Annotated in this window: 26 protein-coding genes; 7 read left to right on the forward strand and 19 right to left on the reverse strand. The window is 69.0% G+C overall.

Annotated elements, in window-relative coordinates:
- The first annotated feature begins 35 nt into the window (after positions 1–35).
- From IPG50_04245 to IPG50_04260, 4 genes are all read left to right on the forward strand, one after another.
- Positions 36–698: an ABC transporter ATP-binding protein gene (locus IPG50_04245; protein MBK6691399.1), complete on the forward strand. Its 663-nt coding sequence runs from the start codon at positions 36–38 to the stop codon at positions 696–698.
- A 4-nt stretch (positions 699–702) separates the two neighbouring features.
- Positions 703–1869 (forward strand): FtsX-like permease family protein, encoded by a 1167-nt coding sequence (locus IPG50_04250; protein MBK6691400.1) that lies wholly within the window; start codon positions 703–705, stop codon positions 1867–1869.
- On the forward strand, positions 1866–3035 hold the full coding sequence (locus IPG50_04255) for an ABC transporter permease (GenBank protein MBK6691401.1): 1170 nt from the start codon (positions 1866–1868) through the stop codon (positions 3033–3035). Before IPG50_04250 ends, IPG50_04255 begins: the two co-directional genes overlap by 4 nt.
- A gap of 235 nt (positions 3036–3270) precedes the next feature.
- Positions 3271–4644: a hypothetical protein gene (locus IPG50_04260; protein MBK6691402.1), complete on the forward strand. Its 1374-nt coding sequence runs from the start codon at positions 3271–3273 to the stop codon at positions 4642–4644.
- Here IPG50_04260 and IPG50_04265 read toward each other — a convergent pair.
- From IPG50_04265 to IPG50_04305, 9 genes are all read right to left on the reverse strand, one after another.
- On the reverse strand, positions 4545–5120 hold the full coding sequence (locus IPG50_04265; protein ID MBK6691403.1) for a periplasmic heavy metal sensor: 576 nt from the start codon (positions 5118–5120) through the stop codon (positions 4545–4547). The two genes, IPG50_04260 and IPG50_04265, sit on opposite strands and share 100 nt — an antisense overlap.
- Complete coding sequence (locus IPG50_04270; protein MBK6691404.1) at positions 5117–5506, reverse strand: hypothetical protein; 390 nt, start codon at positions 5504–5506, stop codon at positions 5117–5119. The genes IPG50_04265 and IPG50_04270 overlap by 4 nt, the downstream gene beginning before the upstream one ends.
- Positions 5503–6006: an RNA polymerase sigma factor gene (locus IPG50_04275; protein MBK6691405.1), complete on the reverse strand. Its 504-nt coding sequence runs from the start codon at positions 6004–6006 to the stop codon at positions 5503–5505. Before IPG50_04275 ends, IPG50_04270 begins: the two co-directional genes overlap by 4 nt.
- 78 nt (positions 6007–6084) lie before the next feature.
- Positions 6085–6996 carry a DUF4349 domain-containing protein gene (locus IPG50_04280; protein ID MBK6691406.1) on the reverse strand — a complete coding sequence of 304 codons (912 nt, stop codon included), beginning with the start codon at positions 6994–6996 and terminating at the stop codon, positions 6085–6087.
- Between the two features lie 144 nt (positions 6997–7140).
- Positions 7141–7935, reverse strand: coding sequence for an SPOR domain-containing protein (locus tag IPG50_04285; GenBank protein MBK6691407.1), 795 nt, complete (start codon positions 7933–7935; stop codon positions 7141–7143).
- An 85-nt stretch (positions 7936–8020) separates the two neighbouring features.
- Complete coding sequence (locus IPG50_04290) at positions 8021–8533, reverse strand: hypothetical protein (GenBank protein ID MBK6691408.1); 513 nt, start codon at positions 8531–8533, stop codon at positions 8021–8023.
- The gene (gene argS / locus IPG50_04295) at positions 8490–9884 is read right to left on the reverse strand and encodes an arginine--tRNA ligase (GenBank protein MBK6691409.1); all 1395 of its coding nucleotides are present in this window, start codon (positions 9882–9884) and stop codon (positions 8490–8492) included. The genes IPG50_04290 and argS overlap by 44 nt, the downstream gene beginning before the upstream one ends.
- 126 nt (positions 9885–10010) lie before the next feature.
- Positions 10011–10526: a chorismate-binding protein gene (locus IPG50_04300; GenBank protein MBK6691410.1), complete on the reverse strand. Its 516-nt coding sequence runs from the start codon at positions 10524–10526 to the stop codon at positions 10011–10013.
- 768 nt (positions 10527–11294) lie between these two features.
- A complete protein-coding gene (locus IPG50_04305) occupies positions 11295–12191 on the reverse strand; it encodes an NTP transferase domain-containing protein (protein MBK6691411.1) in 897 nt (298 codons plus the stop codon).
- A 102-nt stretch (positions 12192–12293) separates the two neighbouring features.
- On the opposite strand from IPG50_04305, the gene IPG50_04310 reads away from it, so the two are divergent.
- Positions 12294–12707 (forward strand): hypothetical protein, encoded by a 414-nt coding sequence (locus IPG50_04310; protein MBK6691412.1) that lies wholly within the window; start codon positions 12294–12296, stop codon positions 12705–12707.
- Positions 12708–13165: 458 nt separating this feature from the next.
- On the opposite strand, the gene IPG50_04315 is transcribed toward IPG50_04310, so the two are convergent.
- The 6 genes from IPG50_04315 to IPG50_04340 all read right to left on the reverse strand — a co-directional run bounded on the left by IPG50_04315 (position 13166) and on the right by IPG50_04340 (position 19324).
- The gene (locus tag IPG50_04315) at positions 13166–13648 is read right to left on the reverse strand and encodes a hypothetical protein (GenBank protein MBK6691413.1); all 483 of its coding nucleotides are present in this window, start codon (positions 13646–13648) and stop codon (positions 13166–13168) included.
- A gap of 185 nt (positions 13649–13833) precedes the next feature.
- Positions 13834–15795: a 3-oxoacyl-ACP synthase gene (locus IPG50_04320; protein ID MBK6691414.1), complete on the reverse strand. Its 1962-nt coding sequence runs from the start codon at positions 15793–15795 to the stop codon at positions 13834–13836.
- On the reverse strand, positions 15792–16523 hold the full coding sequence (locus IPG50_04325) for a hypothetical protein (protein MBK6691415.1): 732 nt from the start codon (positions 16521–16523) through the stop codon (positions 15792–15794). Before IPG50_04325 ends, IPG50_04320 begins: the two co-directional genes overlap by 4 nt.
- On the reverse strand, positions 16520–18739 hold the full coding sequence (locus tag IPG50_04330; GenBank protein MBK6691416.1) for a 3-oxoacyl-ACP synthase: 2220 nt from the start codon (positions 18737–18739) through the stop codon (positions 16520–16522). The genes IPG50_04325 and IPG50_04330 overlap by 4 nt, the downstream gene beginning before the upstream one ends.
- An 8-nt stretch (positions 18740–18747) precedes the next feature.
- Positions 18748–19017 (reverse strand): hypothetical protein, encoded by a 270-nt coding sequence (locus tag IPG50_04335; protein MBK6691417.1) that lies wholly within the window; start codon positions 19015–19017, stop codon positions 18748–18750.
- A 55-nt stretch (positions 19018–19072) separates the two neighbouring features.
- Complete coding sequence (locus tag IPG50_04340; GenBank protein ID MBK6691418.1) at positions 19073–19324, reverse strand: hypothetical protein; 252 nt, start codon at positions 19322–19324, stop codon at positions 19073–19075.
- Between the two features lie 165 nt (positions 19325–19489).
- Here IPG50_04340 and IPG50_04345 point away from each other — a divergent pair, with 165 nt between their 5' ends.
- Positions 19490–20284: an enoyl-CoA hydratase/isomerase family protein gene (locus tag IPG50_04345; GenBank protein ID MBK6691419.1), complete on the forward strand. Its 795-nt coding sequence runs from the start codon at positions 19490–19492 to the stop codon at positions 20282–20284.
- A gap of 118 nt (positions 20285–20402) precedes the next feature.
- Here the strand turns inward: IPG50_04345 and IPG50_04350 are convergent, their stop codons facing one another.
- Positions 20403–20849 (reverse strand): hypothetical protein, encoded by a 447-nt coding sequence (locus tag IPG50_04350; protein ID MBK6691420.1) that lies wholly within the window; start codon positions 20847–20849, stop codon positions 20403–20405.
- A 42-nt stretch (positions 20850–20891) separates the two neighbouring features.
- On the opposite strand from IPG50_04350, the gene IPG50_04355 reads away from it, so the two are divergent.
- Positions 20892–21644, forward strand: a complete 753-nt coding sequence (locus IPG50_04355) for a hypothetical protein (GenBank protein MBK6691421.1) — start codon at positions 20892–20894, stop codon at positions 21642–21644.
- On the opposite strand, the gene IPG50_04360 is transcribed toward IPG50_04355, so the two are convergent.
- The 3 genes from IPG50_04360 to IPG50_04370 are packed head-to-tail and all read right to left on the reverse strand — an operon-like array spanning position 21645 to position 24931.
- Entirely contained in the window at positions 21645–22628 is a 984-nt protein-coding gene (locus IPG50_04360; GenBank protein ID MBK6691422.1) for a hypothetical protein, read from the reverse strand.
- Between the two features lie 32 nt (positions 22629–22660).
- Positions 22661–23620 carry a hypothetical protein gene (locus IPG50_04365; GenBank protein MBK6691423.1) on the reverse strand — a complete coding sequence of 320 codons (960 nt, stop codon included), beginning with the start codon at positions 23618–23620 and terminating at the stop codon, positions 22661–22663.
- A gap of 18 nt (positions 23621–23638) precedes the next feature.
- Positions 23639–24931: a hypothetical protein gene (locus IPG50_04370; GenBank protein ID MBK6691424.1), complete on the reverse strand. Its 1293-nt coding sequence runs from the start codon at positions 24929–24931 to the stop codon at positions 23639–23641.
- Positions 24932–25181: the final 250 nt, after the last annotated feature.

Consider the following 25181-nt stretch of genomic DNA (forward strand, 5'->3'; position numbering starts at 1 on the left):
CGCCCTACCGCCCCGAAAAAGGCGCGTCACCGGCGATCATCGAGCTTCGCGGCGTGCGCAAGGAGTTCAAACGCGGCTCCGAGCAGCTGGTGGTGCTAAATGGCCTCGACCTCGAGGTCCCCGAGGGCTCTTTCGAAGCGCTCATGGGCCCCTCCGGCTCCGGCAAGTCGACGCTCCTGAACCTCATCGCTGGCCTGGACAAGCCGACGGGCGGCTCGGCTCGGGTCGCCGGACAGGAGCTCTCGAAGATGACCGACGGCGAGCTCGCGAAGTTCCGCGCGCGCCACATCGGATTCATCTTCCAGGCGTACAACCTCATCCCCGTGCTCACGGCTCTTGAGAACGTCGAGCTGCCGCTGCTGCTCACGTCGCTGCCGGCGGCGGAGCGCAAGAAGCGCTCGCAGACCGCGCTCCGCGTCGTCGGCCTCGAGGAGCGGATGTCGCACTACCCGCGGCAGCTCTCCGGCGGTCAGGAGCAGCGCGTGGCCGTGGCTCGGGCCATCGTGAACGACCCGACCATCATTGTCGCCGACGAGCCCACGGGCGATCTCGACCGCAAGGCCGCCGACGAAATCCTCGATCTCTTGGGACGGCTGAACCAAGAGTTCAAAAAGACGATCCTCATGGTCACGCACGACCCGGCGGCCGCCGATCGCGCCACGGTCCTCCGGAAGCTCGACAAGGGCACGTTGGTCTAGGGCCATGAAGCTCTTCCTCATCAGCGCGCGCAACGTCCTGCGCAATCGCGGCCGTACGTTCTTGACGGTCCTCGGGGCCGCCGTCGCCATCCTCGCCTTCATCATGTTGCGCACGATCCTGTCCGCGTGGACCGTCGCCGCCGAATACGCGGCGAAGGACCGGATCGCGACGCGCCACAAGGTGACGTTCGTCATGCAGCTACCGAAGCGCTACATCGACACGATCCGCGAGACGCCCGGCGTCAAGAAGGCGACGTGGATGAACTGGTTCGGCGCGCGCGATCCCAAGCGCCCCGACGACTTCTTCGCCAACATGGCCGTCGACCCGAAGACCTTTCTCGAGGTCTACGACGAGGTCGTTGTCGCCGACGCCGACAAGCAGCGCTGGTACGAAGATCGCCAGGGCGCGATCATTGGCGCCAACCTCGCCAAGAAGATGGGCCTCAAGGTCGGCGACAAGGTCACGCTCGAAGGGAGCATCTATCCCGGCGACTGGACCTTCAATGTCTCCGGCATCTACACCGCCACGCGAAAGTCCTTCGACGACTCGCAGTTTCTCTTCCACTGGAACTACCTGAACGACTCCCTCCCGGAACGGCGGCGCGACGAGATCGGCTGGGTCGTGAGTCGCGTCGACGACCCGGGTAAGGGTGCGAGCATCTCGCAGGCGATCGACAGCGTCTTCGACCAGCGTGACACGCAAACGACGACCATGAGCGAGCGCGCCATGAACCTCTCGTTCCTCGGGATGTTCTCCGCGATCTTGACGGCTCTCGACATCGTCTCGGTCATCATCCTGGCCATCATGATGATGATCCTAGGCAACACCATCGCCATGGGCGTGCGCGAGCGAACGCGCGAGTTTGCCGTGCTGCGCGCCATCGGCTTCACGCCCGGGCACGTGCGCACGTTCATCATCGGTGAGGCGGCCTTCTTTGGCGTCCTCTCGGGCGTCGTCGGCGTGCTCTTGGCGTACCCCATCGTGCAGCAAGGCATGGGACGCTGGCTCGAGGAGAACATGGGGGGCTTCTTCCCGTACTTCCGCATCGAGCCCATGACCGTCGCGCTGGCGCTCGGTCTCTCCGTCGCCCTCGGCATCGGCGCGTCGCTGCTACCGGCAGCGCGGGCCGCCAAGCTTCCCGTTACGGAAGCGCTGCGGAGGGTCGCATGATTCCCGTCAGCTACAACCTCCGCAACCTCGCGGTGCGCAAGAGCACCACGGCGGCCGCCGCGCTGGGCCTCGCCCTGGTGGTCTTCGTCCTGTCGGCATCCATGATGCTCAACCGCGGCATCCAAAAGACGCTCGGGCGCTCCGCCAGCCCCGACGTCGCGATCGTCCTTCGGAAAGGCTCCGATGCCGAGCTGTCGAGCGGCATCGAAGACGCGAGCGCGTCCATTGTGACGGCCTCGAAGGAGATCAAGAAGACCGCGGAAGGTCTCCCGCTCTTCGTCAACGAAGTCGTCGCCGTTATCTTGCTCGAGAAACTTGGCACCGACGGCGGCCTCTCCAACGCACAGGTGCGCGGCGTCCCCGACGGGGTTCTGCGCTTTCGCCCGACGGTAAAAATCGTCGACGGACGCGCGGCGCAGCCCGGCAGCGACGAGGTCATCATCGGCAAGGCCATTCGAGGTCGCTTTCGTGGACTCGACATCGGCCAGACCTTCGAGCTGAAGAAGAACCGTCCCGTAAAGGTCGTGGGCGTGTTCTCCGACGAGGGGTCCTCGCACGAGTCTGAGGTCTGGTGCGATCTGCACCTCGTGCGGACGGCCTTTGGTCGGGAGGGGAGCGTGTCGTCGCTGCGCGTGCGCCTCGAGTCGGCGAGCGCCTTCGACACCTTCAAGGCCAGCATCGAGTCGAACCGTCAGCTCGGCCTCGTCGTCACACGCGAGACGGATTTCCTTGAGAAGCAGTCGGAGGGAACGCGCAACTTCATCACGGCGCTCGCAGTGATGATTACGCTCTTCATTTCCATCGGCGCGATGATCGGCGCGACCATCACCATGCACGCGTCGGTCGCGCACCGGCAGCGGGAGATCGGCACCCTCCGCGCGCTCGGCTTCTCGAGGGGCACGATCCTCGCGTCGTTCCTCCTCGAGAGCACGTTCCTCGCGCTCTTGGGCGGCATCGCAGGCGCCACGGCATCGCTGGGCATGGCCTTCGTGAGGCCCTCGCTGATGAACTTCTCGAGTTGGTCGGAGATCGTCTTCAGCTTCGAGCCGACGCCAAAAATCCTCGGGACGGCGATCTTCGTGGGCGGCCTCATGGGCATCATCGGTGGGTTCATGCCGGCGATCCGCGCGGCTCGCGTGAGCCCCATCGAGGCGATGCGGAACTGAGCGGCCGCCTTCGTCGGAGCGCTTTGGACCGGCTGCTTCAACACAACGTGGATCGGCCGCGCGCTGACGCCGGACGGCGACGCGCGGCACGGCGGGATCCATGACCGCTGCGGTCACAGGGCGGCCACGCTGAATTTACGCTGCGATAGCTCTCGGCGCGTCAAGCATCCCACCGGCACACACCTTGCGGAGCCTCGTTCGCGGTCGCTGGAGACCGCTCGAAAGGACCTCCGCCATGTCCCGCAAAGCCCTCGCTCCCCTGCTCCTCGCGGCCCTCGCGGCGTACCCGATCGTCGGCTGCTCTGCCGGCGCCGCGCCTGACGAAACGGTGGAGGACGAGGGCGCACTTCGCGACGACGCACTCATGAGTTCCGTCCTCGGTGAAGTGTCGCGAGGCCCCACGTTGCCAGCCAACTTCGCGTCGCGACCCGCGAACGAAAAGGCGCAGACCGCATGGGGCATGGCGTCGGCACCGGGCGAGCTCCGGTGCCACCTCGCTGGGGCGGTGTCCGGCGACGCGCTCGTCTCCGCCCTTCGCGCCTGCGCCGTCGGCTCGGGCTCCGATGAGCTCCGCGAAGCGACGCTCGGCGGAACGCTGGCGCGGGCGACCTACCAGGGCTTCATGGCGGCGCTCGGGGCCAGCGGCATGTTGTCGGCGGCATTCGACACCAGCGGCGATGAACTGCCGCGACTCCGCAAGAAGCTTCTCCACCCCTTCGGCTCCGTGGCGCGCGTCGAGCTGCGCGTGGCCGAGACGTCGTCGTTCACGGGCGTTCTCCGAGCCGGCGCCCGCGTGCCTGGGATCGCTCGCCTCTCGACCGGCGGCCCTGAGAACGTGATGGGGTTCGTCCCCGGCCTGGGCCTTAAGCTCTTCACATCCGGTGGGCCCTCCGTAGACCTCCACGCGCTGCACGAGCTGTCGGGCCAAAAGATGGCCGACGGCAAGACCGACGACAAGAACTACTTCCGCCACGGGTTCTCGAACGAGATCATCATGGGCGACGCGAGCGGCGCCGCGGCCATCGTCAACAAGATCTTCTCGAAGACGCATGACCCGGCCAACCACCTGCCCATCGACCACGTGGGCCAACGCGCCGTCGACGGCACCGTCGAAGCGTCCCCCGTGTCGCCGAAGGACGTGGTGTTCGAGCCGCCGGCCGAGCTCACGGCGGCCTTTCAAACGTTCCTCGATCAGAACCCGAGCGTCGACTTGCGCGTGGGGCTCGCCGCGGTCACCAAAGACGCGTCGCCCGAGAACCCGGTGGTGCTCTACAAGGTGCGCGTCGGAACGGCGGAGGCGCTCGACAAGGCGAGCCGCGAGACCGTGGATCGCGATCTGCCCGTCATCGCCACGCTCGTCGCGACGAGCGCTTTTGCCCTCCAAGTGGGGCGACGGGCAGCTCTACATTCGCCACAATCGCGGCTGCAAGCCCAACGAAATGGGCTCAAAGACGGCCGTCGCGCCCTCGCTCTGCAGCCGCTGAGCGGAGCGGACGCTCGCGACCTTGCTCAGCGCAGCGTCGCGAGCTTGGCTTTCTGCGGCGCCGTGAGCGCGTTCTTTACCCGAAGGAGCATCGCGAGGTTCGCCGCCTTGATGGACGCTTCGTGATCGGTGAGGCGCTTCGCGACGGCCAGCGCCGCGGTCTCATCGACGGGCTCGGCGTCGAGCAGCTTGGCGAGTGCCTCTCGCTGTCGCTCGAGGTCCCAGCGCACCTTGTTCATTTGCGACTGCGCTCGCTCGACCTCGCCCATGATGAGCGCGCGTTGCTTGTCGTCGAGGCCGAGCGCGACTTGGTGCTCCATGACGACCTCCGCCGGAAAGAGCCGGCTCTCAATGGCGCCTCGCGGTGGCACATCGCGCGCGTCGCGACTCGCCGCCTTTTCCGTGGCGGGAGCGATGCTCGGCGCGCGCGGCGGCGCGACGGCTACGGCGCCGTCCTGGGAGACCGAGTCGCCGGGCAACGGCGGGGCACCGGCCCTCGCGCACCCAAAGAGCAGAGCCGCGAGACCGACGAGTCGAAGGTGGCGGAGGACTGCACCAGGCCGGCCTGCGGCGGCGGGCAGCCGCGAAGCGAAACGTGTCATCGGAAGCCTCCTCGGGGCGGATCGTCATCGAACGAGAGAGCCACGGACGAGCGCGGCGGCTCGAGCAGAAACTCGAGCGCGAGCTCGGTGGGAATGAGCACGCGCGCGAGCGCGCGCGTCGTTGGCGCGACGCTCAACGCCGGGGGCGCGGCCGCCTGGTGCATGGATGGCCGCGTCGCGAAGTGCATTGTGATGGCTGCGGCGGCGGCGACGCCCGCGGCTGCCGACGCGAGCGAAAAGGTCGCGCGTCGTTTCGCGCGCGGCGCGGCCGCGTCACGCCACATCGCGTCGAAGGGCGGCGCTTGTTGGCGATCGCCGTCGCGCAGGGCATGCATCGCGCGACGCACGCGAGCGTCCGGGGCGGAGCGGTCGTCGTCCTGACTCATCGTTCGAACCCTCGTCTCTCAAGCAAGATCGCCATCTCCCTCTTTCCTCGATCGTAGTGAACACGCGCCGACCCGACGGAGACGCCCATCACGAGCGCGGCTTCCTCGAGCGTCAGATCCTCATAGAAGACCAGGTGAACCACCTCTCGTTGCCGCGGCGACAACTCGGCGAGGGCCGCCACGATGCGACGTCGCTGCTCGGCGGCCGCAGCGGCCGACTCGGGCGACGCGGCGGAAGGAGGCACGGCGGACTGTGCCGCGCGCTCGGGAAAGAGCCATTGCACGACGCGGCGCCTCGCGTGTTCGCGCGCGACGAGACGAATGATGCCGAAGAGCCAGGTCTTGAGCGTCGAACGTCCTTCGAAGCGCGCGCGGCCCGAAAGGATGCGCTCGTAGGTGTTTTGCAGGATGTCCGTCGCGTCGCTCGAGCGTCGCCCGGCGCACGCGAGGGCCCAACCGTAGGCCGCCTCGTGGAGCGACGCGAGGGCCTCGCGCGGCACCGCCTCTGGGCTCGGGCTCGGGCTCGGGCGCTCGTCGTGCAAAGCGGAGTCGAGGCTGTCATGGCCGTCGGAGTTCGGTCAACGAACGAGCTTGCGACGCGTGATGCGGAACGCTGCCCGGACCACCAGGGCGAAGGTCCCCACGAGGAGTAAGAGGACGAAGAGCGTCGGCCCCGCTTCCGCGAAGAGCGCGACGAGCCCGATGGTGACCGTGCTCGCGTGGCGCACGCCGTCGCGGGCCGCCTGGGCCACGCGCGCGCCGGCCCCCGTGGCCTTGGCAGACGAGCTGGTGACGAGCGACACGTGCACCGTCGCGAGCGCAATCTTGCCCTCGAGCGCCGCCGCTTGCGCCTCGTAGCGCTCCACCGTCTCGCGAACCCGAGCGAGCTCCTTTTCGGCGGCGAGCACGTCGGCGAGCGTGCCGGTGCGCTTGTCGAGCAGCTCCAAGAGCCGCTTCTCCTCGGCGCGAGCGTTGGCGAGCCGAGCGTGCCGATCGGCGCGCTCCTCCGAGACGTCGTCGACGCGCTCGTCTTCAGAGGTCACGTCACCGAGGCGCGAGACCTCGCTCACGAAGGCGTGCACGCGCTCCGAAGGGATCCGCAGGTCCAAGCTCGCCGATTGATCTTGCCGCGCGCCAGACCCGTCGCCGCTGGCGCTGAGCTGCGCCACGTGCCCACCGAAGCGCGCCGAAGCCTCCCGAAGCTTCGAGGTCGCATCGGGGACCGAGGCCACCGCCAACGTCAGACGCACAGTGGTGATGAAGGCTGGCGTGATGAAGGCTGGCGTGGTGAAGGCCGGGCCGGTCAGCTTGGGCCGATCCTGTGCCGGTGACGGCTCCGCCGTCGCAGCCGCGGCGGCGGCGGGTCGCGATGCCGGCGCCTCCGCGCGCGAGCAGCCGGTGGCGGCGAAGGCGAGAGCCACGCACGCCATGAGCGAGACGACGAGCCGAGCGGAGCGGGCGTGGGCCCAAGCGCGAGAGACGGAATTCATTGAGCAACCTCCAAGGTTGCCCTCTGTGGCGTGAGCCCCCTCACGCGTATGACAGCGCGCGGTCGATTTCTTGGGGCGCCACCGAATCACGCAATCCTGCGTGATTTCAGCCGCTTGGATGGGGCGCGCTTGTACCCGCGACGGCTACTTCCCGGTGGGCGTGACCACGAACGGCACCACGTGCTCCTTCGACTCGAAGGTGGCGCGGTACGAGGTGGCCGCCTGCTGCGACGGAAAGGGCCCGACGCGGACGCGGTGCCAGGTTCCCCTGCCCTGCACCGTGGCCTCCGAGACGTGCGCCTTGTGACCGCGCGCCCGCAGCTGCTCGGCGAAGAGGTTCGCCTCCGTTTGACTACGGAACGAGCTGATCTGGAGCTGGTAGCCACCTTCGCGCCCGGCCGCCGCCGACGGGCCCTGCGACGAGGCTGTGGCCGCGGACTCGGCGGCCGCCTTGGTGAGCGTGTCGCGCGGCTTGGTGACGACGGGTGACGGGTCGAGGACGGCTTTGGCGGGGAGCGGGACGACGGGCAGGCGATCGGTCGGCGGTGGCACGTTCAGCACGGCGCTCGTGGTGTTGGTCGTACCAGGGGCCGAGCCTTTCGGGTCGAGCGCGTCGCCGCGCTTCGCGGAGCTCGGCGAACGAATCGCCGCGAGGGCCGTCGTGGGGCTGTCCTTGTCGCTCAGGATTCCCGGAAAGGTCACGTCCTCAGGCGTGATCTCGGTCCTCGCCGGCGCAGCTTTGCCTTTCAGCGCCACGAGCTCGCCGAGCGGATCGGAGACCACGGCAGCGTGTGTCTTTCGGCCGCTCAGTGCCACCGCGGCAAACACGATCGCGGCGCCACCAAGGCCCACGAGCGCGAGCGCGAAAAATTTCCCCGCTCGTCCGCCGCCATCGGACTCCTGGATCTGCTCGAGATTGCGAACCGCACCTTGCTCCATCGGGTTGCCTCCGCGCGATTACGCACGGAAGGCCCCCTCTGGGACAAGTTCTCGACCACAAGTTCTCGGGCGATAGACGCCTGCCTCAGACGGGCTCGCCCTCGACGAGCGCGGCGTCGGCGGGCCGATCCATGCGCTCCGGAGCGGAGACGCCGAGGAGCGCCAGCGCGTTCGCGTAGACGATGCGGATCGCCTGAATCCAAGCCAACCGCGCGGCCGTCTTAGGAAAGTCCCAGCGGCCCTCCCATCCTTCTTCGCGCCGAAGCGAGTCGGGCGGAAGGATCGGATCGGCCTTGAGGCGCGTGAAGTAGCTCTGAAACTCCCGCGCAAGCTCCTGAACGTAAAAGGCGATGCGGTGCGGCTCGCGCGCGGCGGCGGCGTTCGCCACGACCTCGGGGTATTCGGCGAGGCGCGACGCGATGGCCAGCTCGTCGGCGTGCACCAGCGACTTCCACCCGTCGGCGGAGACGGCCTCGCTGGCAAGGCCCATGGACTCGGCCTTGCGAAGGATCGACGAGAGCCGCGCGTGGCCGTATTGCACGTAAAATACCGGGTTATCGAGGCTCTTCTTTTTGGCGAGGTCGATGTCGAAATCCACGTTCGAGTTGGCCGTGCGAAGCAAGAAGAAGAACCGAAGCGCATCGCTGCCGGCACCAAGGCGTCCCGCCGCCTCGTCGATCTCGTCGGCGACCTCCTCGATGGTCACGAAGGTGCCGGCGCGCTTGGAGGATTTGACGACGGCACCATCGCGGTAGATGTAGACGAGCTGGTAGAGCAAGGCCTCGTAGCGATCGCTCGGCAAACCGAGCGCCGTGAGCGCGTTTCTGACGCGGGCCACGTAGCCGTGGTGATCGACGCCGAGGACCGTGATGAGCCGGTCGTAGCCGCGGCCAATCTTGTCGGCGTGGTACGCGATGTCGCTCGCGAAATAGGTGTAGGCCCCGTCCGACTTCTGCACAACGCGATCCTTGTCGTCGGCGAGAGTCGTGGCCAACACCTCGCCGGCCTTGTACTGGGCCGGCTTTGGGGCTTCCTTCGCCGTGAAAAAGACCGCCCCGTCCTTCTTGAGCAGGTAGCCGTCGCGCTCCAGCTGCGAGAGCGCGGCGCGAACGGCGCCCCAGCGATGGAGCGACTCCTCGCTGAACCAGACGTCGAAGTTCACGCCGATGGAGGGCGAGCGTGCGACGAATGCCGGGCATGGACTTCGAGCCGTCGATGCCCCGAAGCATCCACGTGATGCACGTGCGGCAGAGCGCCTCCGGATCGGCCAAGGTCTCCGGGTAGTGCGCCTTCAAGAACAGGCCCAGCTCGCCGACGTATTCGCCTTGGTAGCCGTTCTCGGGGGTCGGCTCACCACGGGCGGCGGCCGCGACGCTGTCGGCGAAGAGGCGAACCTGGTTGCCGAAATCGTTGATGTAATACTCACGCGTCACGCGCGCGCCCGAGGCTTCGAGGAGCCGGCCGACGGCGTCGCCAAAGATGGCGTTGCGGCCCGAGGCCACGTTGATGGGACCGGTCGGATTGGCACTGACGAACTCGAGGTTGACGCGTTCGCCGACGCCCGACGGCATGCGGCCGTAACCGACGCCCGCGGCGAGGATCGACGCGAGCGCTTCGTGGAACGCCGACGGCGCGAGCCTCAGGTTGATGAAGCCGGGGCCGGCGATCTCCGCCGACGCGATCACGCCGCCTTGGCTTGCGAGCTCCCGCTGAAGGAGCTCCGCGAGGGCACGCGGCGCCATGCCGAGGCGCTTGGCGAAGACCATGGCGATGTTCGTCGCGAAATCGCCGTGCTCGGGGCGCTTGGGCCGCTCCACGGAGAACGGCGACGCCCCTTGAGGTGCCGCAAGTTTTGAGGCGGCGTCGTCGCCGAGGGCGCCCTTCGCCGCGAGTCCGTGGAGAGCTACCCCAAGCGATGCCCGAACCCGTTCCACCACACTCGCGCTCATCGCTTGTCCTTACAACGTGCGGGCCGCCGAACAAACGCGGAAGACGGGCGCCGGAGCCGTTCCCGAGGCGCTCTCCCTTCCGCGGATAGGGGCTTCCGCCGACGCCTCGACGGAAAGGGCCGCCGCTCAGCCGCTGACGCGGAGCAACTGCTCGGCCTTCCAACGTGTCTCGAGGGCTTCGGCCGCCGGCTCGCTGCCAATCACGATGCCGCCGCCGGCGAAGTATTCCCCGAGGCCTTCGGCGCGGTCGATGACGGCCGTTCGAATGGCCATCGCCAGCGTCGCGCCGCCGTCGCGGCGCACGGTGCCGATGACGCCCGTGTATAGGCCGCGTCGCGCCGACTCCAACGCGCGGATGATCTCCATGGCCCGGATCTTGGGAGCTCCCGTCACGCTCCCAAAAGGAACGAGGGCTTCGAGAATTTCAGCGAGGCCCTTGTCCGAAGCGACCCGCGCGCGGACCTCCGCGATGCGGCTCATGACCGTGCGACCGGACACGATGGTCGGCGCGCCGAGAACGCGCACCGAGCCGAGGCAGGCGATCTTGCCGAGATCGTTGCGGTGCAGGTCGACGGCCATCGTGAGCTCCGCGCCCTCTTTTTCGCTGCCCTCCAGGTCGGCGCGGAGAAGGGCGTCGCTCACCGCGTCGGTGCCGCGCGCGCGTGCCCTTGATGGGACACGTCCGAAGCTCGGCGCCAGACCAATCGAGCGCCAGCTCCGGGCTCGCGCCGGCGACGACGTACGCGCCGGCGTCGAGAAAGAACTCGAAGGGGCTTGGCGCAGCGCGCGACAGCGCAGCGAAAAACGCGAGCGCGTCGCCTTCGAAGGCGAAGGTGGCTCGGCGCGCGAGGTTGACCTGGTAGGCGTCGCCGGCAAAGAGCCAGTCGAGCACCGCGCGCACCTTGGAGGCGTGGGCCTCGTCGTCGTCGCTCCACGACGGCGTGCCAACACGAAACGGCATCGGCGACGCGGGAGCCGGTGCCGCGCGGGCCAGGAGACCGTCGGCAGCAGCCTGGCTATCGGCTTCCACGGCGACGACGCCCGTCGCGTGATCGATGCGGAAGACCGCGTCGTAGCGAAGCCAGCAGGGCTCACACACAATCGGCGGAGGGCGCGTCTCCGGGGTCACGTAGCTCGCTCGCTCGAAGCGCTGCGATTCGTACGGGACGAGGCCAACCCATCGCGGCGCCGCACGACGTCCGGCCCAGCTCCGCGCGTCACGCACATCGGGCGGGGCGAGCGAGGTAGAACGCTCCACCGGATCGGCCCCCACGAAGGAGGCCTCCACATCGGCCGCCGAGGCCTGCTGGACCGGTGACGACGAGAGCACGAACAGGCCCGGTCGGTCGCGGAGCCGCTCGGCGAGCGCGGCCGCGCTCGTGCGCCACGACGTCTCGATGACCACGGAGCTCATCGAGCCCCGGGAGGCGCGACTGGCTCGCGCACGCGCACGACTTGCCTCGGCGTCACGACCGCGTCGCAGAGCGGCGCGACGACGGACGCACCGGGCCATGCCACGATTCGCTCGAGGCGCCCCGCGCCGGAGACGGTCACGCCGGCAGGAAGGATGACGCCCTCGCCAACATCAACGGCGGCGGGCACTTGTGTGTGCACCATGCACGTAAGGCCTCGCGTGTTGAGCCAGCTCAGGTTGGCCTTCAAATACGAGGCAAGACTGCCCACATCCTCAAAGGGAATCGTCGTCTCGTGAGCGTTCAGCACAGCCCCTGCCCGCCCCAACGGGATGTAGACGTCGCCGACGAGGCAGCCTCGCGCCGGGAGTCTTGCCCGAAGGCCGCGACCGAAGACGTGAATGCCCAAGAACTCCCCTCCGCGCCGCTCCTCACCGCCGAGCCGCTCCCCGCGCAGCCGAACGATGCGCCCCAGGTCGTCTACGCCGACGTTTCCGGCGCCGCGCTCGCGGGGGCGGATCGCCAGCGTCGCGGACGCGTGCCCGCCGGCGTGCGCGGCCCACAGGGCGTCGGCATCCAGCGCCGTCATCATGTCGGCGTTCCAAACGAGGACGTCGCCTTCGCCCAAGAGCGAGCTGGCGTGCGCGAGGCCGCCGGCCGTTCCGAGAAGCTCCGCCTCGCGGGAGATCTGCACCAGCGGCTCTACCGCGAGGGCTGCTGTGAGCGCGTCCTGGAAATGATGCGCGTTAACCACCACGGGGCCGTGGCCGCGTGTCCGATCGAGCGCATGGAAGATCGCTGCCTTGTCGCCTATGGGAACGAGCGGCTTGGGGAGCTCATCGGTCAACGGCTTGAGGCGCGTTCCTAGACCTGCCGCAAGGACCAGCGTGGGCACCGAGAGACCGTAGAGCAACACGCTGGCCGAGGGAACGTGCTCGCGCGGGCCGTTGCGCCGGAAACTTGCTCCCAAGCCGGCGCGTTGTGTATCGCGAAGGGCATGCACCGCGCCGCGTGGCTACCGCTCTTCTTCGGCATCGTCCTCGGTGCCTGCGGCACCGACGCGCGCGGCATCGACAGCTGCCGACGCATCGAAGAGTCGCGGTGCCGCCGGGCCACAGCCTGCGGCGTCGATCTGGGCTTCTATCGCTTCGTCGGCGCGGGTGAGACGGCGGCCGTCGAAGGTTGCATTCGCTACTACCGCGAGGCCTGCCTCCATGGGCTCGTCGCGGAAGATCCGGGGCCCACGCAGGTGCAGGCCTGCGTTGACGCCATCAACGTGGGCACGTGCGACGTCGTGAAGGCGCCGGAGACGACGGCAGCGTGCGGCTGGCTCGTGCCACCGGCTCCTGCTCCCGCCCCCACGGCGGATGCTACCGTCGCGGCGACCGACGCCGGGACCGACAGCCCGTAGCGTCGGCGCAAGTCGCTGCAAAGCAGCTCAGCGATTCCTCTTGGGCTGCAGGCTGCACCGGAAACGTAACGACGGCCCTGGTTTCGCCGGCCGCGTTCTTTGGCCCACCGGGCGGATACGCCGGCGCGGCGGCGCGCATGCGGTTTGCCACACACTGCGCCACGGTCCCGTCACCTGCGTTGTCGTCGGCCGCCTGCGCCCTGGGCACCCCCGACTCGACGACATACAGCGAGACGCGCACGAGCTCTTCGCCGCAGCTGGGTCGGCGCGGGCCGAGCGTTGCCGCCGTCGCCGAGCACGTCGACGATGCGGTACCCCGCAACCTCCATGCGGATGTCGCGTGTAGTCGTGGTCCCCGGCGGCCGCTGGGCCATGGCCCACACGATAACAAACGAACGACGGCGCCGCGCCAATCGCTGTCCGGGGCGCGTTAGGTCGCCGCCGCGGACGTGCGCCGATCAGAGGCCTGCGACGATCTTGTAGCTCTCGCCGTCGGGCACGAGCTCGAGGCGGTTGTCCGCGACGGCGTGTTTCCACTCCTCGGCCTTCACACCGGGAATGCGCCAACTCGCAGAGAACGTGTAGTCGATGTACACGCGGCTCGAGGGCGTGACGGTGACTCGCCGGTAACGGATCTCGTAACGGATGCCTTCGGTTTTGGCGAAGTTCCCTGTGAGGAACTGCTTCAGACCTTCGTAGTCGATGTCGTCGTCGTCCTTCGTGTTCCCGCCGTCTTCGAAGTAGCGCGGGCTCACGAGGCCGAGGATCTTGCCGACGTTCTTCTCCTCAACAGCGTGGCGGTACTCCTCGCAGAACTTCACGATGCGTCGGTTGTCGCTCGTGTCCTCGACGTCGGTGTTCGGGATGAACGTCTTCGAACAGCCCGAAAGGACGCTGAGGCCCAGGGCCAGCGCGAGAACGGAAGGTAGGTAGGAGCGCATCGCCAAGGGGCCCTTGCGAGAATCGTTCCCGGCCGATTGGAGTGAGATGGGCCGGCTCAACGGCAGCGACGGTAGCCTTCTGCGGCGACAATCGTCAATCGCTCTCGCTCCTTCGGGCCCTCGAAGCGCCTCGTGTGACGATTTGGCAAGAAGCGTCCCGGCGCCGGCCCGCGATGCGCAAACTGTCAGTCGAACGCTGCGAGGTCAGCCCGCGCAAAGCCACCAAAGGGGCACGCCGCCTCAAGGGTCCTGGGAAGGCGCCCCGATCCGTCCGCCAAGGACGAGAGCGCTGCGTGACCCAAAGGCCCCATGGCGCTGGCTCCGTCGGCGGGACGACCGATGCCGGTCGTCACGTCGCGCAGCTCAGCCACCGCGTCTTCCGGTGACGCCGAAACGAGCACCGCGAGGGCGCCGCTCTCCAGGCGGTGCGCCCATGGGAATCCGGCGGTGAAGCGCGTCGTGGCGGGCCCCCCTTCGTCGACGGCGAGGACGACGATGCGATCGGCGTCACCGGCGCTCACGAGCTCGTAGGCGACGGCGAGCGCTTCGACGGCGCCGTGCAATCCGCCGCCGAGGGCGACGCCGGGCCCGGTCCATCCGAAGAGCGACCCGCACTCTCCGGCAACGGCGTTCGGCGAGGTGTACGGGAAGCGACGGGGCTCCACGCCGCGGGGCCCTCGCTCGCAGAGCCGCGTGGCAAAGATCGCATTGGTCTCGAGCGCCGCGAGCGAATGGCCGACGACGATGCCGGCGCCTGCCAGTCGCAAAGGGTCTGCGGCCCCAACGAGCGCGGCGGCCGCCGCGACGCCGAGGCGCACGAGCCCGTCCATGCGGGCCACGCGTTCGATCTCACGGCCCAGGAGCTTGGCGAGCTCCGGTGCTGAAGGCGCGCGGCGTTCGATGACCGCTCGTCCCACGAAAACGCGCCGAGCCGAGCGCGGTGGCGCGAGCGCGGGGGCGGCCGACGACTCGATGACGAGGGCGGCGTTGGCTCCGCCAAAGGCCGCTGACAGCTTGAGCGCGACCTTTGGTGCACCCGCTTCGGTGACGCCGAGGACGCGCGCCGGAACGTCGTCGTCGAGAGGCCCCGAGAGCGGCGTGGCAGGCAAGACACCGCTGCGCATGGCCAGCGCGACGGAGAGTGTTTCGAGCGCGCCCGCGGCGCCGAGCGTATGACCGATCTGTGCTTTGAGAGCATGGAGCACCGGCAGGGCGCCGCCCCGTTGCGGCGCGAGCACCGTCCTTAGCGCCGCGGCCTCGGCGGCGTCGTTGTACGGAGTCGCCGTCCCATGCGCGCTGATGAAGTCGACCGCCGCCGGCGACCCGCGACCGCGAGTGGCTTCCGCGAGCGCCGCCTGTGCGGCGCGAACGAGCCCAGCGCCTTCTCGATCGGGAGCGGTGAGGTGCCCCGCGTCGGCCGACGCTCCGAACCCTGTCACGAACGCCATGGCATGTCGGTGACGGCTCGCCGGCGCGAGGGCCATCACGCAGGCGCCTTCGCCGAGCGACATCCCATCGCGGCCCTGTTGAAACGGTCGCGGCGGATTGGTGCCCGTCGTTGCGCGAAGCGCCTCGAAGCCCGACGCCACGAAGGCCCCGACCTCGTCAAAGCCGCCAGCAAGGACCAGGTCACAAGCCCCTCGCGCGAGCCACCGCAGGCCCATGCCGACGGCGATCGTGCTGGCCGCGCACGCCGTGAGGACCAAGGTGGCGGGTGACGGCGAAAGGTCCAAGGCGCGAAGGGAGCGACATACGGGCGCAAAATAGGTGGTTCCCGCGAGCGTCTCGGGATCGATGGAGGGCCCCGGCGCGGCCAGCAACGACACGAGCACGTCTTCCGCCGCGAGCTCTGCGCCACACGACGTCCCGAGCGCGAGGCCCACGCGAAGCGACCGCCACTCGGGCAGCTCGCGCTCGAGCGACCGAACGCAGGCGGTGAGCGCGCGCTCTAGAAGCCACGCGCTGCGGCCGGCGCCTTCTGGGGCAAGGGCAACGCGGGCCGCGAGCGGCCTCGCAAGGGCCCGCGAAGCGAGGTGCTCGTCGATGGCGATGCCGACAGGCGCCGCTTCACCGAGGGTCATGGGCACGGCCTCTGCCCCCTCGCCGAGCACGGAAATCGCGCCAAAAGACAGGATGGCCGCGGTCATGCTCCGCCCAAGGGTTCATCGAACGCGGCCGCGTCGGGCGCTTCTTGCGAGAGCGCTTCGAGCTCGACGCGAAGCTCGACGCCCATCTTTGGATGACGGACCACGAGCTCGTCACCGACCGACGGCCACGCGCGCACGCCGCGCCACGTCACCGACTGGCCATCAAGCGCATCGCGGCGCGCGACGGTGTAGCGATTCTTGCCGCCACCTTCGGGCCGCACGCGAACCTCGAGCGCGCGCGCGCGGGGACCTTCGCGGCGAAGGACAAAGACGCGCTCGTCGCCGCGGCGCCCCGCGGCGAGGAGGCGACCCGCAAAGGGCTCCACCAAGAGATCGCGCAGGAGCGCCACGGGAAATCGCGCCTCCCCAGTCCCCGACTCCACCACGTCGAGGTCCGGGACGGAAACGCGATGCCGACGATCGTCGGCCCACAGGTCGAGGGCGGTGCGGCCCGCGGGCCCGACCAGGATCATGCGAAGGGCACGGCCCGGAGCCACCGCCACGGCGCCGCGACCTTCAAAGCTTGTTCCCGCCGGACCGCGCGCCCGAACGTGAATGAGCGTCACGTGCGGCTTTCCGGGAACATCGCGGCGCCACCGCGCGAGCTCGGCGCGGGCGAGAGACCACCCGGCCTGCTCCACCGCGACAAAGGGGGCGTTCGCGGCAGGCCTTGCGGCGCCGAGGCACATAGCCGCCGTCGCGAGCGTGAGCGCCGCCGCGCCGATCATGGACGAACCAGGCGGAGCGCGTAGGCGCGGTCCATCGTCGCCGAGAAGAACAACACCTCATCAACGGAGCCGCCCAGGAACAGCGACACGGCGCCCGCGAGCGCCACCGCGCCGAGGGCTTCGTGCTCTCCGCCCGCACCGTCGCAGGCTCGCACCTCCGCGTGACGCCAAGCGCTGCCTTCGAGCGCGGTCATGACTTCGGGATCGCGGTGCGGCACGACAACACACGCGCGCCCCTCCGCCGCCGGCGGTTCGACGCGCGTGACGAGCGTCGCCGCGTCGGCGAGCGAGGTGGCGCGATAGCTCCTGCGCTGGGCGACCTTCGCGATGATCTTGGCGCCTCGCGCCTCCGCCGCCTCTCGGTCCTCGAAGAGCACGACACCGGCCCCCTCGGCACGAGGCCGCGCCGCCTCGCCATGCCTCGCCTGAAGGACCGAGAGCCGCCGCTCGACGATGCGGCTCTCCTCCTCAAAGGCTCCGCCGAGCACCGCCGAGGCGAGCCCCGCTTCGACGAGCTCCATCGCCATGAGGGCGGCGCCCTCACCGCTCGTCGTGTAGTCGGCGGCCGCCAGCGAGGGGCCCTCCATGCCGAGGTAGATCGAGACGTGGCCAACGGGAGAGCTCGGCACGAGGTTGGGAAAGTCCGCTGGACTCGCGAAGCGAGGCCCGCGCTCGAAGACGCGGTGCATGAAGGCCGCCGACGCGTCGAGGCTCCCGAAGCAGCTGCCCATCACCAGGCCAAGCGTCGTTCCCTTGCCGTCGAGCGACGCGCCGCGAAGGGCTTCGATGGCGACGGCCGCTTGAACGCGAGCGGGCCGGTCGAGGCGTCGCGCCCTCGCGAGATCGAGGCCGAGGGTGAGATCCCTCGTAATCCGCGGGCCCGGCGCTCCCTCTTTGAGCACCGAGTCGGCGGTCGTGGTGGCACCAAAGAGCCCCGCCGGCGTGAGCGCTGCGGCGCCCGTCACGACGACCGCGCGCCGCGCCCACCGCTTGGGCGGCCCGAGCTCGGGGGTCGTGAAGACGAGGGCCGAGTCCATGCCGCCGAAGCCAAACGAGTTGGAGAGCACGGCGCGCACGGGTGCGGGCCGTCCGCGTTCGAAGACATGGTTCAGTGCGCAGGCCGGATCGACGTCGGAGAGTCCGACCGTTGGAACGACAGTCTGGCGTTCGACGACGAGCGCCGAGATGGCCGCTTCGATGCCCCCGGCGGCGGCGAGCGTGTGGCCCATCTGGCCCTTGGAGCTCGAGACGAGGACGCGCTCGACCTCGGCGCCGAGCGCCTGCCGCAGCGCCGCCGACTCCATCGGATCGTTGAGCGGCGTACCGGTCCCGTGGGCGCTCACGTAGTCGACCGATTCCGGTCCGATGCCGGCGCGCCGGATGGCCTCCGTGATGACACGCGCCGCCGTGGGTCCCGAGGCCTCGGGGTTGGTGATGTGGTGCGCCTCCGAGCCGAGCCCCCAACCGGCGAGCTCCGCGTAGACGCGGGCCCCGCGGCGCCGCACCACGTCGCTGCGCTCGAGCACCAAGAAGCCGGCGCCCTCGCCAACGTTGAGGCCGCGGCGCGTTCGGTCAAAGGGACGACACAGCTCCGGGTCGACGGCCGCGAGGGCGTTGAACCCGCTCAGCGTGAGGCGGCACAAGCCGTCGCTGCCGCCGGCCACGACGACATCGAGCTCACCGGACAAGAGCCAGCTCGCGGCGAGGATCATGGCGTTGGCGCCGCCGGAGCAAGCCGTCGACAACGTGCGCACGCGTTCGAAGGGCCCGAGCGCTCGGTGAAGGCTGTCGCCGGTCGCCGAGAGCGGGTGCGTCAGAAGCTCGAGGAGCGCGTCGTCACGCGACGGATCTTCGTGGAGCGCCGCGAGGTGCGCCTCCGTCTCGAACATGCCGCCGGTCGTTCCCGCGACGACGAGACCGACCTTCAGACCGGCTGGCGGAAGGTCCGCGTGGTGCATCGCTTCGCGGGCCGCGGCCAGGGCGAGCGCGCTCGTTCGCGACCACACAACGCCGGCGCCCGCATCGTCGCTGGGAAGCTTGAGCTCGGGGATGGTGCCGCAGAGCGCCGCGCGTTGACCCGTGGTGTCAAAGAACGTGACGGGCCTTATGCCTCGGGCGCCGTCGACGAGGGCCGCGAACGTCGCGTCGCGCGCCGGGCCTAGCGGGGTCACGAGCCCGATGCCGGTGACGAAGACGCGCGCTTCCACATCCACCATCGCGCTACTCAGCCGGCGCGCTTGGCGGTCACGTACTCCGCGAGGGAGGCGACGGACCGAAAGATGGGTCGTGCCTCGTCACCCTCGGGGATTCGAACACCAAACCGTTCTTCGATGCTCATGGCGAGCTGAAGCGCGTCGAGCGAGTCGAGGCCGAGGCCCTCCCCAAAGAGCGGCGCCTCGTCTTCGATGGAGGAAGGCTCACGGCCTTCGAGGTTGAGCTCCTTGACGATGAGCTCCTTGATCTCTTGGCGAACTTCAGACATCGCGCGCACCATAGCGCGGCGGGCGGCTCGAGGGGAGTGGCGAGTGGCCGAGGCGAGTGCCCCAGCTCTAGACGGGACACGGCTCGTAGGACTCGTCGGCGCTCGGCACCTTCGGCTCGGGCGGTGCCTCCGGCGGGGCCGCCGCTGGTGCGATGCGGGCCGGCGGGACAAAGGCGCCGTCGAAGCGGACCGCGGCGGTTGCCAGCGCCGCCGCCCACAATCCGAGCAGGAGCGCGACGCCAGCGATTCGTGGGAGTGACGAGCGTTGGGGCGGAGCCGCTTCCGCACCGTACAGAAGTCCCGTCCTCTCAAGCCCCATCCTCTGAAGCATAGGGCCCGATTCGAACGGCGCCAGGTGCCATGGCCCGACGACGCCGTGGCGCCGATGTGGGTCTTCGGGCCGACGCTCGCCAGCGGCGCCGCGAGTCGTGTACCGTGGCGTCCCCCAACTGGCGCGAAGCCACGCGAGAACGCAGGGAACTTCATGGGTACGCTCGTCAACTACTCGACCGACAAAGGCGTCGCGCTCCTGACGCTCAACGATCCTCCGGTCAACGCCTACACGCACGAGATGTTCAAGGAGCTCGACGCGTGCATCCTCGAAGCCCGCTTCGACGACGACGTGCACGTGATCGTCATCACGGGCCACGGCGAGAAGTTCTTCTCCGCCGGCGCGAACATCAACATGCTTCGCGAGGCGGATCCGAGCTTCAAATACTACTTCTGCCTCCACGCCAACGAGACGTTGCAGCGGCTCGAGCAAACGCCAAAGCTCTGCATCGCCGCGCTGAACGGCCACGCCGTCGGCGGCGGGCTCGAGATCGCGCTCGCCTGCGACATGCGGATCGCGAGGCAAGGCCCCTTCCGCATCGGCCTACCGGAGCGCAACCTCGGTGTCCTGCCAGGCACCGGCGGTACGCAACGGCTGGCACGCCTCATCGGTCGCTCCAAGGCCATCGAGCTCATGGTCGAGGGGCGCAACGTCGGCTTCGGCGAAGCCCTCTCGCTCGGCCTCGTGAACAAGCTCTGGGACGAGGAGTCACTCGAAGCCTTCATGCGCAAGGTGAGCGACTACGGGCACCAGTTCACGCCGCCGCGCGGCGCGCCGCTCGCCGTCGGGCGCATCAAGCGCGCCGTCCAAAGCGGCCTCGAGGGCTCCCTCGAACAGGGCCTCGCGCTCGAACGTGAGCTTCAAGCAGAGCTCTTCGCGAGCGAAGACGCCAAGGAGGGCATGACCGCCTACCTTGAGAAGCGCGCGGGCAACTTCCAGGGCCGCTGACGCATCGAGCGGCCGCCGGGAACGAGGCCCGACGACGAGGCGTCTCCCGCTACAGCGCGAGAGACGCTCGTCGGTCACAGAGCTTTGGGGCCGCGTGTCAGCGCGGCGGGGCGTCGCGTCAGGGCGTGGCGCCGCCGGGGAGGCAGAAGCCGGTCATCGTGTTGCAAGATGCACCTTGCACGCAGTCGACGGCCGACTGGCAAGGAAAGGCACACTTGCCGAACTGGGTGTTGCAACGCGCGAGGCCGCAGGTCGAGTCGTTCTGACAGGGGAAGGCCAAGGGACCGGGCGTCGCCATCTGCGCGCCGGCGGGGGCTCCTTGCGGCGCACCTTGGGGCATCGTCTGGGGAGCGCCCTGCTGCGGGTAGCCTTGTTGTTGCGGGTAACCCTGCTGCGGGTAGCCCTGCTGGGGATAACCTTGCTGCGGGTAGCCCTGTTGCGGATAGCCCGCGGAGGCCGAGCCGCCGGCCATCAGCGGCTGGGGTTCGTTCTTGGAACCGCAAGCGGCAGCCACGAGGGACAGCGAGAGAGCGGCGAGGCCAGCAAAAGCTCGAGCAATGCGCATGCGGAAATCCTCCGAAGGACGATATTGGTACAGGCCTCGCTCATGGACCGTCAATTGATTCGTCGGCGCGAGCGCCCTCGCCTCGCTAAACGCCCAATCTGGCCGTGCCTTACAGGCCTCCTGCTGAGCGGCTGCTCGCACCGCGAACCACCCTCGTTCTCGGGAGATGCGGCGGCGCAACCGCTCGCGGCGGTCACCGAGGCTCGGGCGTCGGCCCCGTCCTCCGGCCCTCGCGTCCACGACGCCGGGACCTCCCCTTCCCTTGTGCCGCCTCCAGCGCCGGAGGGGGGGACCTCGGCGAAGGGCGCCGACGCAACCGCCGACGCAACCGCCGACGACCGCGACGCCGGGCAGACGCGCGACCGGCCGTCGGCCACGAGCGCGGCGTTCACGGCGCGCGTGTCAGCGCTCTTCGACGCGATCCGCGAAGACGCCCCTCTGAAGGCTCACCCGGCGTTCTTTCCCCTGCCCGCGTACGAGCAAGTGAAGGCTGTCACGAATCCAGGCGCCGACTACAAGCGGCGTCTCTTGGCAGCCTTCGATCGCGACATCCGCGATCTGCACGTGCAGCTCGGAGCCCGCGCCGAGACCGCGCGCTTCATCGCCATCGACGTCCCCGACGAGCGGGCCCGCTGGGTCGAGCCCGGCGAGGAGTACAACCGTCTCGGCTACTACCGGGTCTTCGGCTCGAAGCTTCGCTACGAGCTCGGAGGCCGCGAGCGCACCATCCCCATCAAGTCGCTCATCTCATGGCGCGGCGAGTGGTACGTCGTGCACCTCTCGGGCATGAAGTGATCAAAGGCCCGCTGGCACGACGACCGAGTCGGCCACGTCGATGCGCGCCGTGGCCTTCGCCGTGACGCCCTGCTGGTCTCGCACCTCGACGGTGACGTCGAGGGGCTTGCCCAAGAACTTCTCCACGGGGGCCTCGGCGTTGTCGAGCTGGTAACGCAGGCCGAAGAGCTTGCAGTATCCACCTTCATCGCGGTCGAAGGTGAAGACGAAGCTCGTCACCGGCACCTTGAGTCCCGTATCCGGCTGCACGCCCGTGATGGTCGTGGTGGAGCCGGACTGCTTCAGGTTCTTCATGCGCACGGCGATCCACAGGTGGTGGCCGCCCTGCGGACCTTTCTCCGGCTTCATGGGCCCTGGCGTGAGCGAGTGGAAGTCGGTCTGGCCCGTTCCCAAGATGACCTCGGGGGTGCCTCCGCCGGGCGGCTTGCAGGCGTCCGCCGAGTCCTGCGCCCAGTTCTCCGCGTAGGGCTCGAGGTCGTCGGCAAGGAGCGTCCCGTCGATGCAGCGGCCCGAGACGCAGCTCTGCGGCGCGGTGCATGAGGGACCGAAGGCGCCAGGGTAGCCAGCGACGAGGCACTGCGCCTCGAGGCGCACGCGGACTAGGCGCGTCTGCCCGCAGACGAACGGCGCGTTGAGGATGCGAGTCAAGACGGGCGCCGGCTCGCCCCCTTGGGGCTCCGCAGTGACCGTGGGTGTGTTGTAAGCGTCGACGCGGAGGTCGAGGCGCTTTCCGACGCCCGTCGCCTTGAGGCTGAGCTCCTTCGGAAAGATGGGGTCGGGCCCGGTGGCGCTGTAGACGGCGCGTTGCACGGCGCCGTCCACGGTCGCCGACGTTCGGTACGCGGCAACGACGCCGGCAAGGCCCGGCTGCCCTTGGACGCCCACGACGAGCGTAGCCTCGCAGGCCGAATCGTTCGGGCCGTCGGAGGTGCAAGCGACCACGCTGACAGCAGCGCCGACGAGCGCCGCGGCGCCGGCGCGCAAGGTCGCCCCTGCCCGGACCAGGTCGGAGGTCCTCAGAAGCAGTACCGGGCTTCGTCCGCGTCCCAGGGATAGATGTACGCGAAAAGGTTGCAATGCTCATCCTTCTCGACCTCGGGGCCGAACTTGATTTCGCGGTCGGTGGGGTTGGTGAAGTCGCAGGTGTATTGGAGCGCTCCGCCTGCGGGGAGCGCGGCCGGCGGGTCCAAGACCTTGAAGGGCGGCTCGTCCCAGGCGCGCGAGCGGTAGAGCTCGTCCTTGGCGGTCACGCCATCGGGCGAGAGGTTGATGCTGAAGGTCTTGCCGCGTGAATGAAAGTGGCCCGTCAAGGCAGCGACCTTCACCTCGCTCGGGATCGAGCAGCTCGTGGTGAAGGACCGCGACTCGCGCGGCGGGATGGCGATGTTGACGTTGTTCGCGAAGACCGTGCCCATGTGGTGCTTGATCTTCGACGCGTCGCGCTCCGTGTGGAGGTTGATCTTGACGCGTCCCTTGCCGAGCGGCGTCCCTTGCGTCGCCGCGTTGACGTAGTGCGTCTGCAGCATGAGCTGCTTTCGCGCCTTGATCTTGAACGCGACGCCTTCGGGAAGCGTCCAATCGAGCCTCTCGGACTGCGAGCCGACGATGAGGTTGTAGCCGTTGGTGCCCATGGGCGAGAAGACGCCGCGCAGGCAGTCGCCGTCGCCATCGGGGAAGTCTTTGTCGGTCTGGAAGAGGTTCATGTGGTGGCTGCCTGTGAGGTAGCGCACCTCGAACTTCACGACGTCGATGTCGACGTTGCTCGGCAGCTTGAACCAGTAACAATGTTGCCGCTCGGTGCCCGGCGCCACGTCGAAGATGGGCGTCTGGAGCTGCAGCCCCGACTCGGGCTTCGCGAGCGCGATCTCGGCCGGATCCGTGGTCACCTCCACGGTCTCGTCGCAAGCGAAGGCCATGGGCGCGAGCGCCGAGAGCGCGACCACGCGGAATGCAGACGTTGCGGACTTGATGCTCACCGGCTCCCCCCCCTCGTTCTAGTTGCAGAGACTCTTGCACGTCGTCGAGACGCGCTCGCACGACAGGCCGATCGGATTTTCACGGAGCGCTTTCCAGGCGCTCGGGCCGGAGCTCCACCACCAAGCGTCGGCGACGACGCCGCAGTCGCTCTTCCCAAAGGCCGCCAAGAAGCCGCGTCCATCGGCGCGCGGGCCGAAGGCGAAAGCGGACCGCCGCTCCGGGACCGCCTTGTCGATGGCGGTGAAGTCCGACGGGAAATCGCACTGCCCGGTGCTCGGGTTCTTGTAGGTGTCACCACCAGCGACCCGACTCCAGCGCGCCGACGCCACGTCGAGGCGGTAGACGTCGTTCTGGTTGCCGAGCTTGCCGTCGTCGTGACCGCCGAAGACGACGAGGGCACCGTCGGTCTTGTCGAACATGGCGCCGTGGTTGATGCGAGGAACGGGCGCGTCGCCCGTCGTCTTGAGCTCGCGCCAGGCGCCGGACTCAAGGTCTAGCGCCCAGGTGTCGCGCAAGAACGGTCCCGTGAAGGCTTGCTCGTCGCCGCCGCCATAGACGTAGGCGACCTTCGCGGCCTCATCGATCGCCATGGCGTGGAAGAGCCGTGCCGGTGGCTTGGGGCCGCTGCCGAGCGCGGACCAAACGAGCGTCGTTAGATCGAGCACGAAGGCGTCGTTGTTGGGCGTGAAGTTGAGCCCGTTGGTCGACGTGTTGCCACCGAAGACCACGAGTCTGTCGCCATCGATGGCCATGGCCGCGTTGGCGCGGGGCGCCGGCCCCTTACCCGAGACCTCGAGTTTCGACCAGGACTCGGCGGCGAAGTCGAAGGCCCAGACGTCGTCGAAGAGCGTGTACGCAGTGCCGCCTTGGCGCGTCCGACCGCCGAAGAGAATCGCTCGCCCGCGGGCGGCGTCAGTGGCCATGGCGTGGCGCGCACGCGCGCTCGGAGCAGCGGCGCCCGAGGGGACGGAGCGCCATACACCACACGCCACATCGAGCACCCAAGTCTCCGCATCGAACTTCGGCGTCGGCGATTGCCCACAAATGGGAACCGTCACGTCACCGCCGAAAATCACGAAGCGGCGCCCCGTCGGATCGAGGGCGCCTCCCACGTCGCCGCGCGGCGCTGGCAGTGCGCCGCCGCCCGTGGCACCGGTGCACGCTGGCGGAGTGCCGTCGGCCGAGAGGGCGCTGCTCGCGCCGGCGCCTGCGTCGACCCCCGCCGCACTGCCGCTCGGGGCCGATTCAGAGGATGAGCAGGCCGTGAGGCCAAAAACGACGAGGCATGGGGCGAGATGCGGAAGCTGCACGGCGTCTCTCGGTAGCCCAGGTCTGGTCAGCGTGCCAGGCAATCGGAACCGACGGGGCCCGCGCCGGCTGCGCTTTGACGCAGGCGTTCGCTTTGACGCCGACGATGTGCACCGATGAGTCGCCACGCGAGATCATGAGCAACGCACGTGCCGACTGGCCTCGCCCGAGATCCTCTCGCCTAAGCTCCTGCGGTGCTCGCCGGGTGCCCTGATCCGGGTGCCGCGGTCGCGAGGTGAGGTGGCACGCTGC

Source organism: Myxococcales bacterium (genome assembly GCA_016703425.1).
GTDB lineage: Bacteria > Myxococcota_A > Polyangia > Polyangiales > Polyangiaceae > JADJCA01.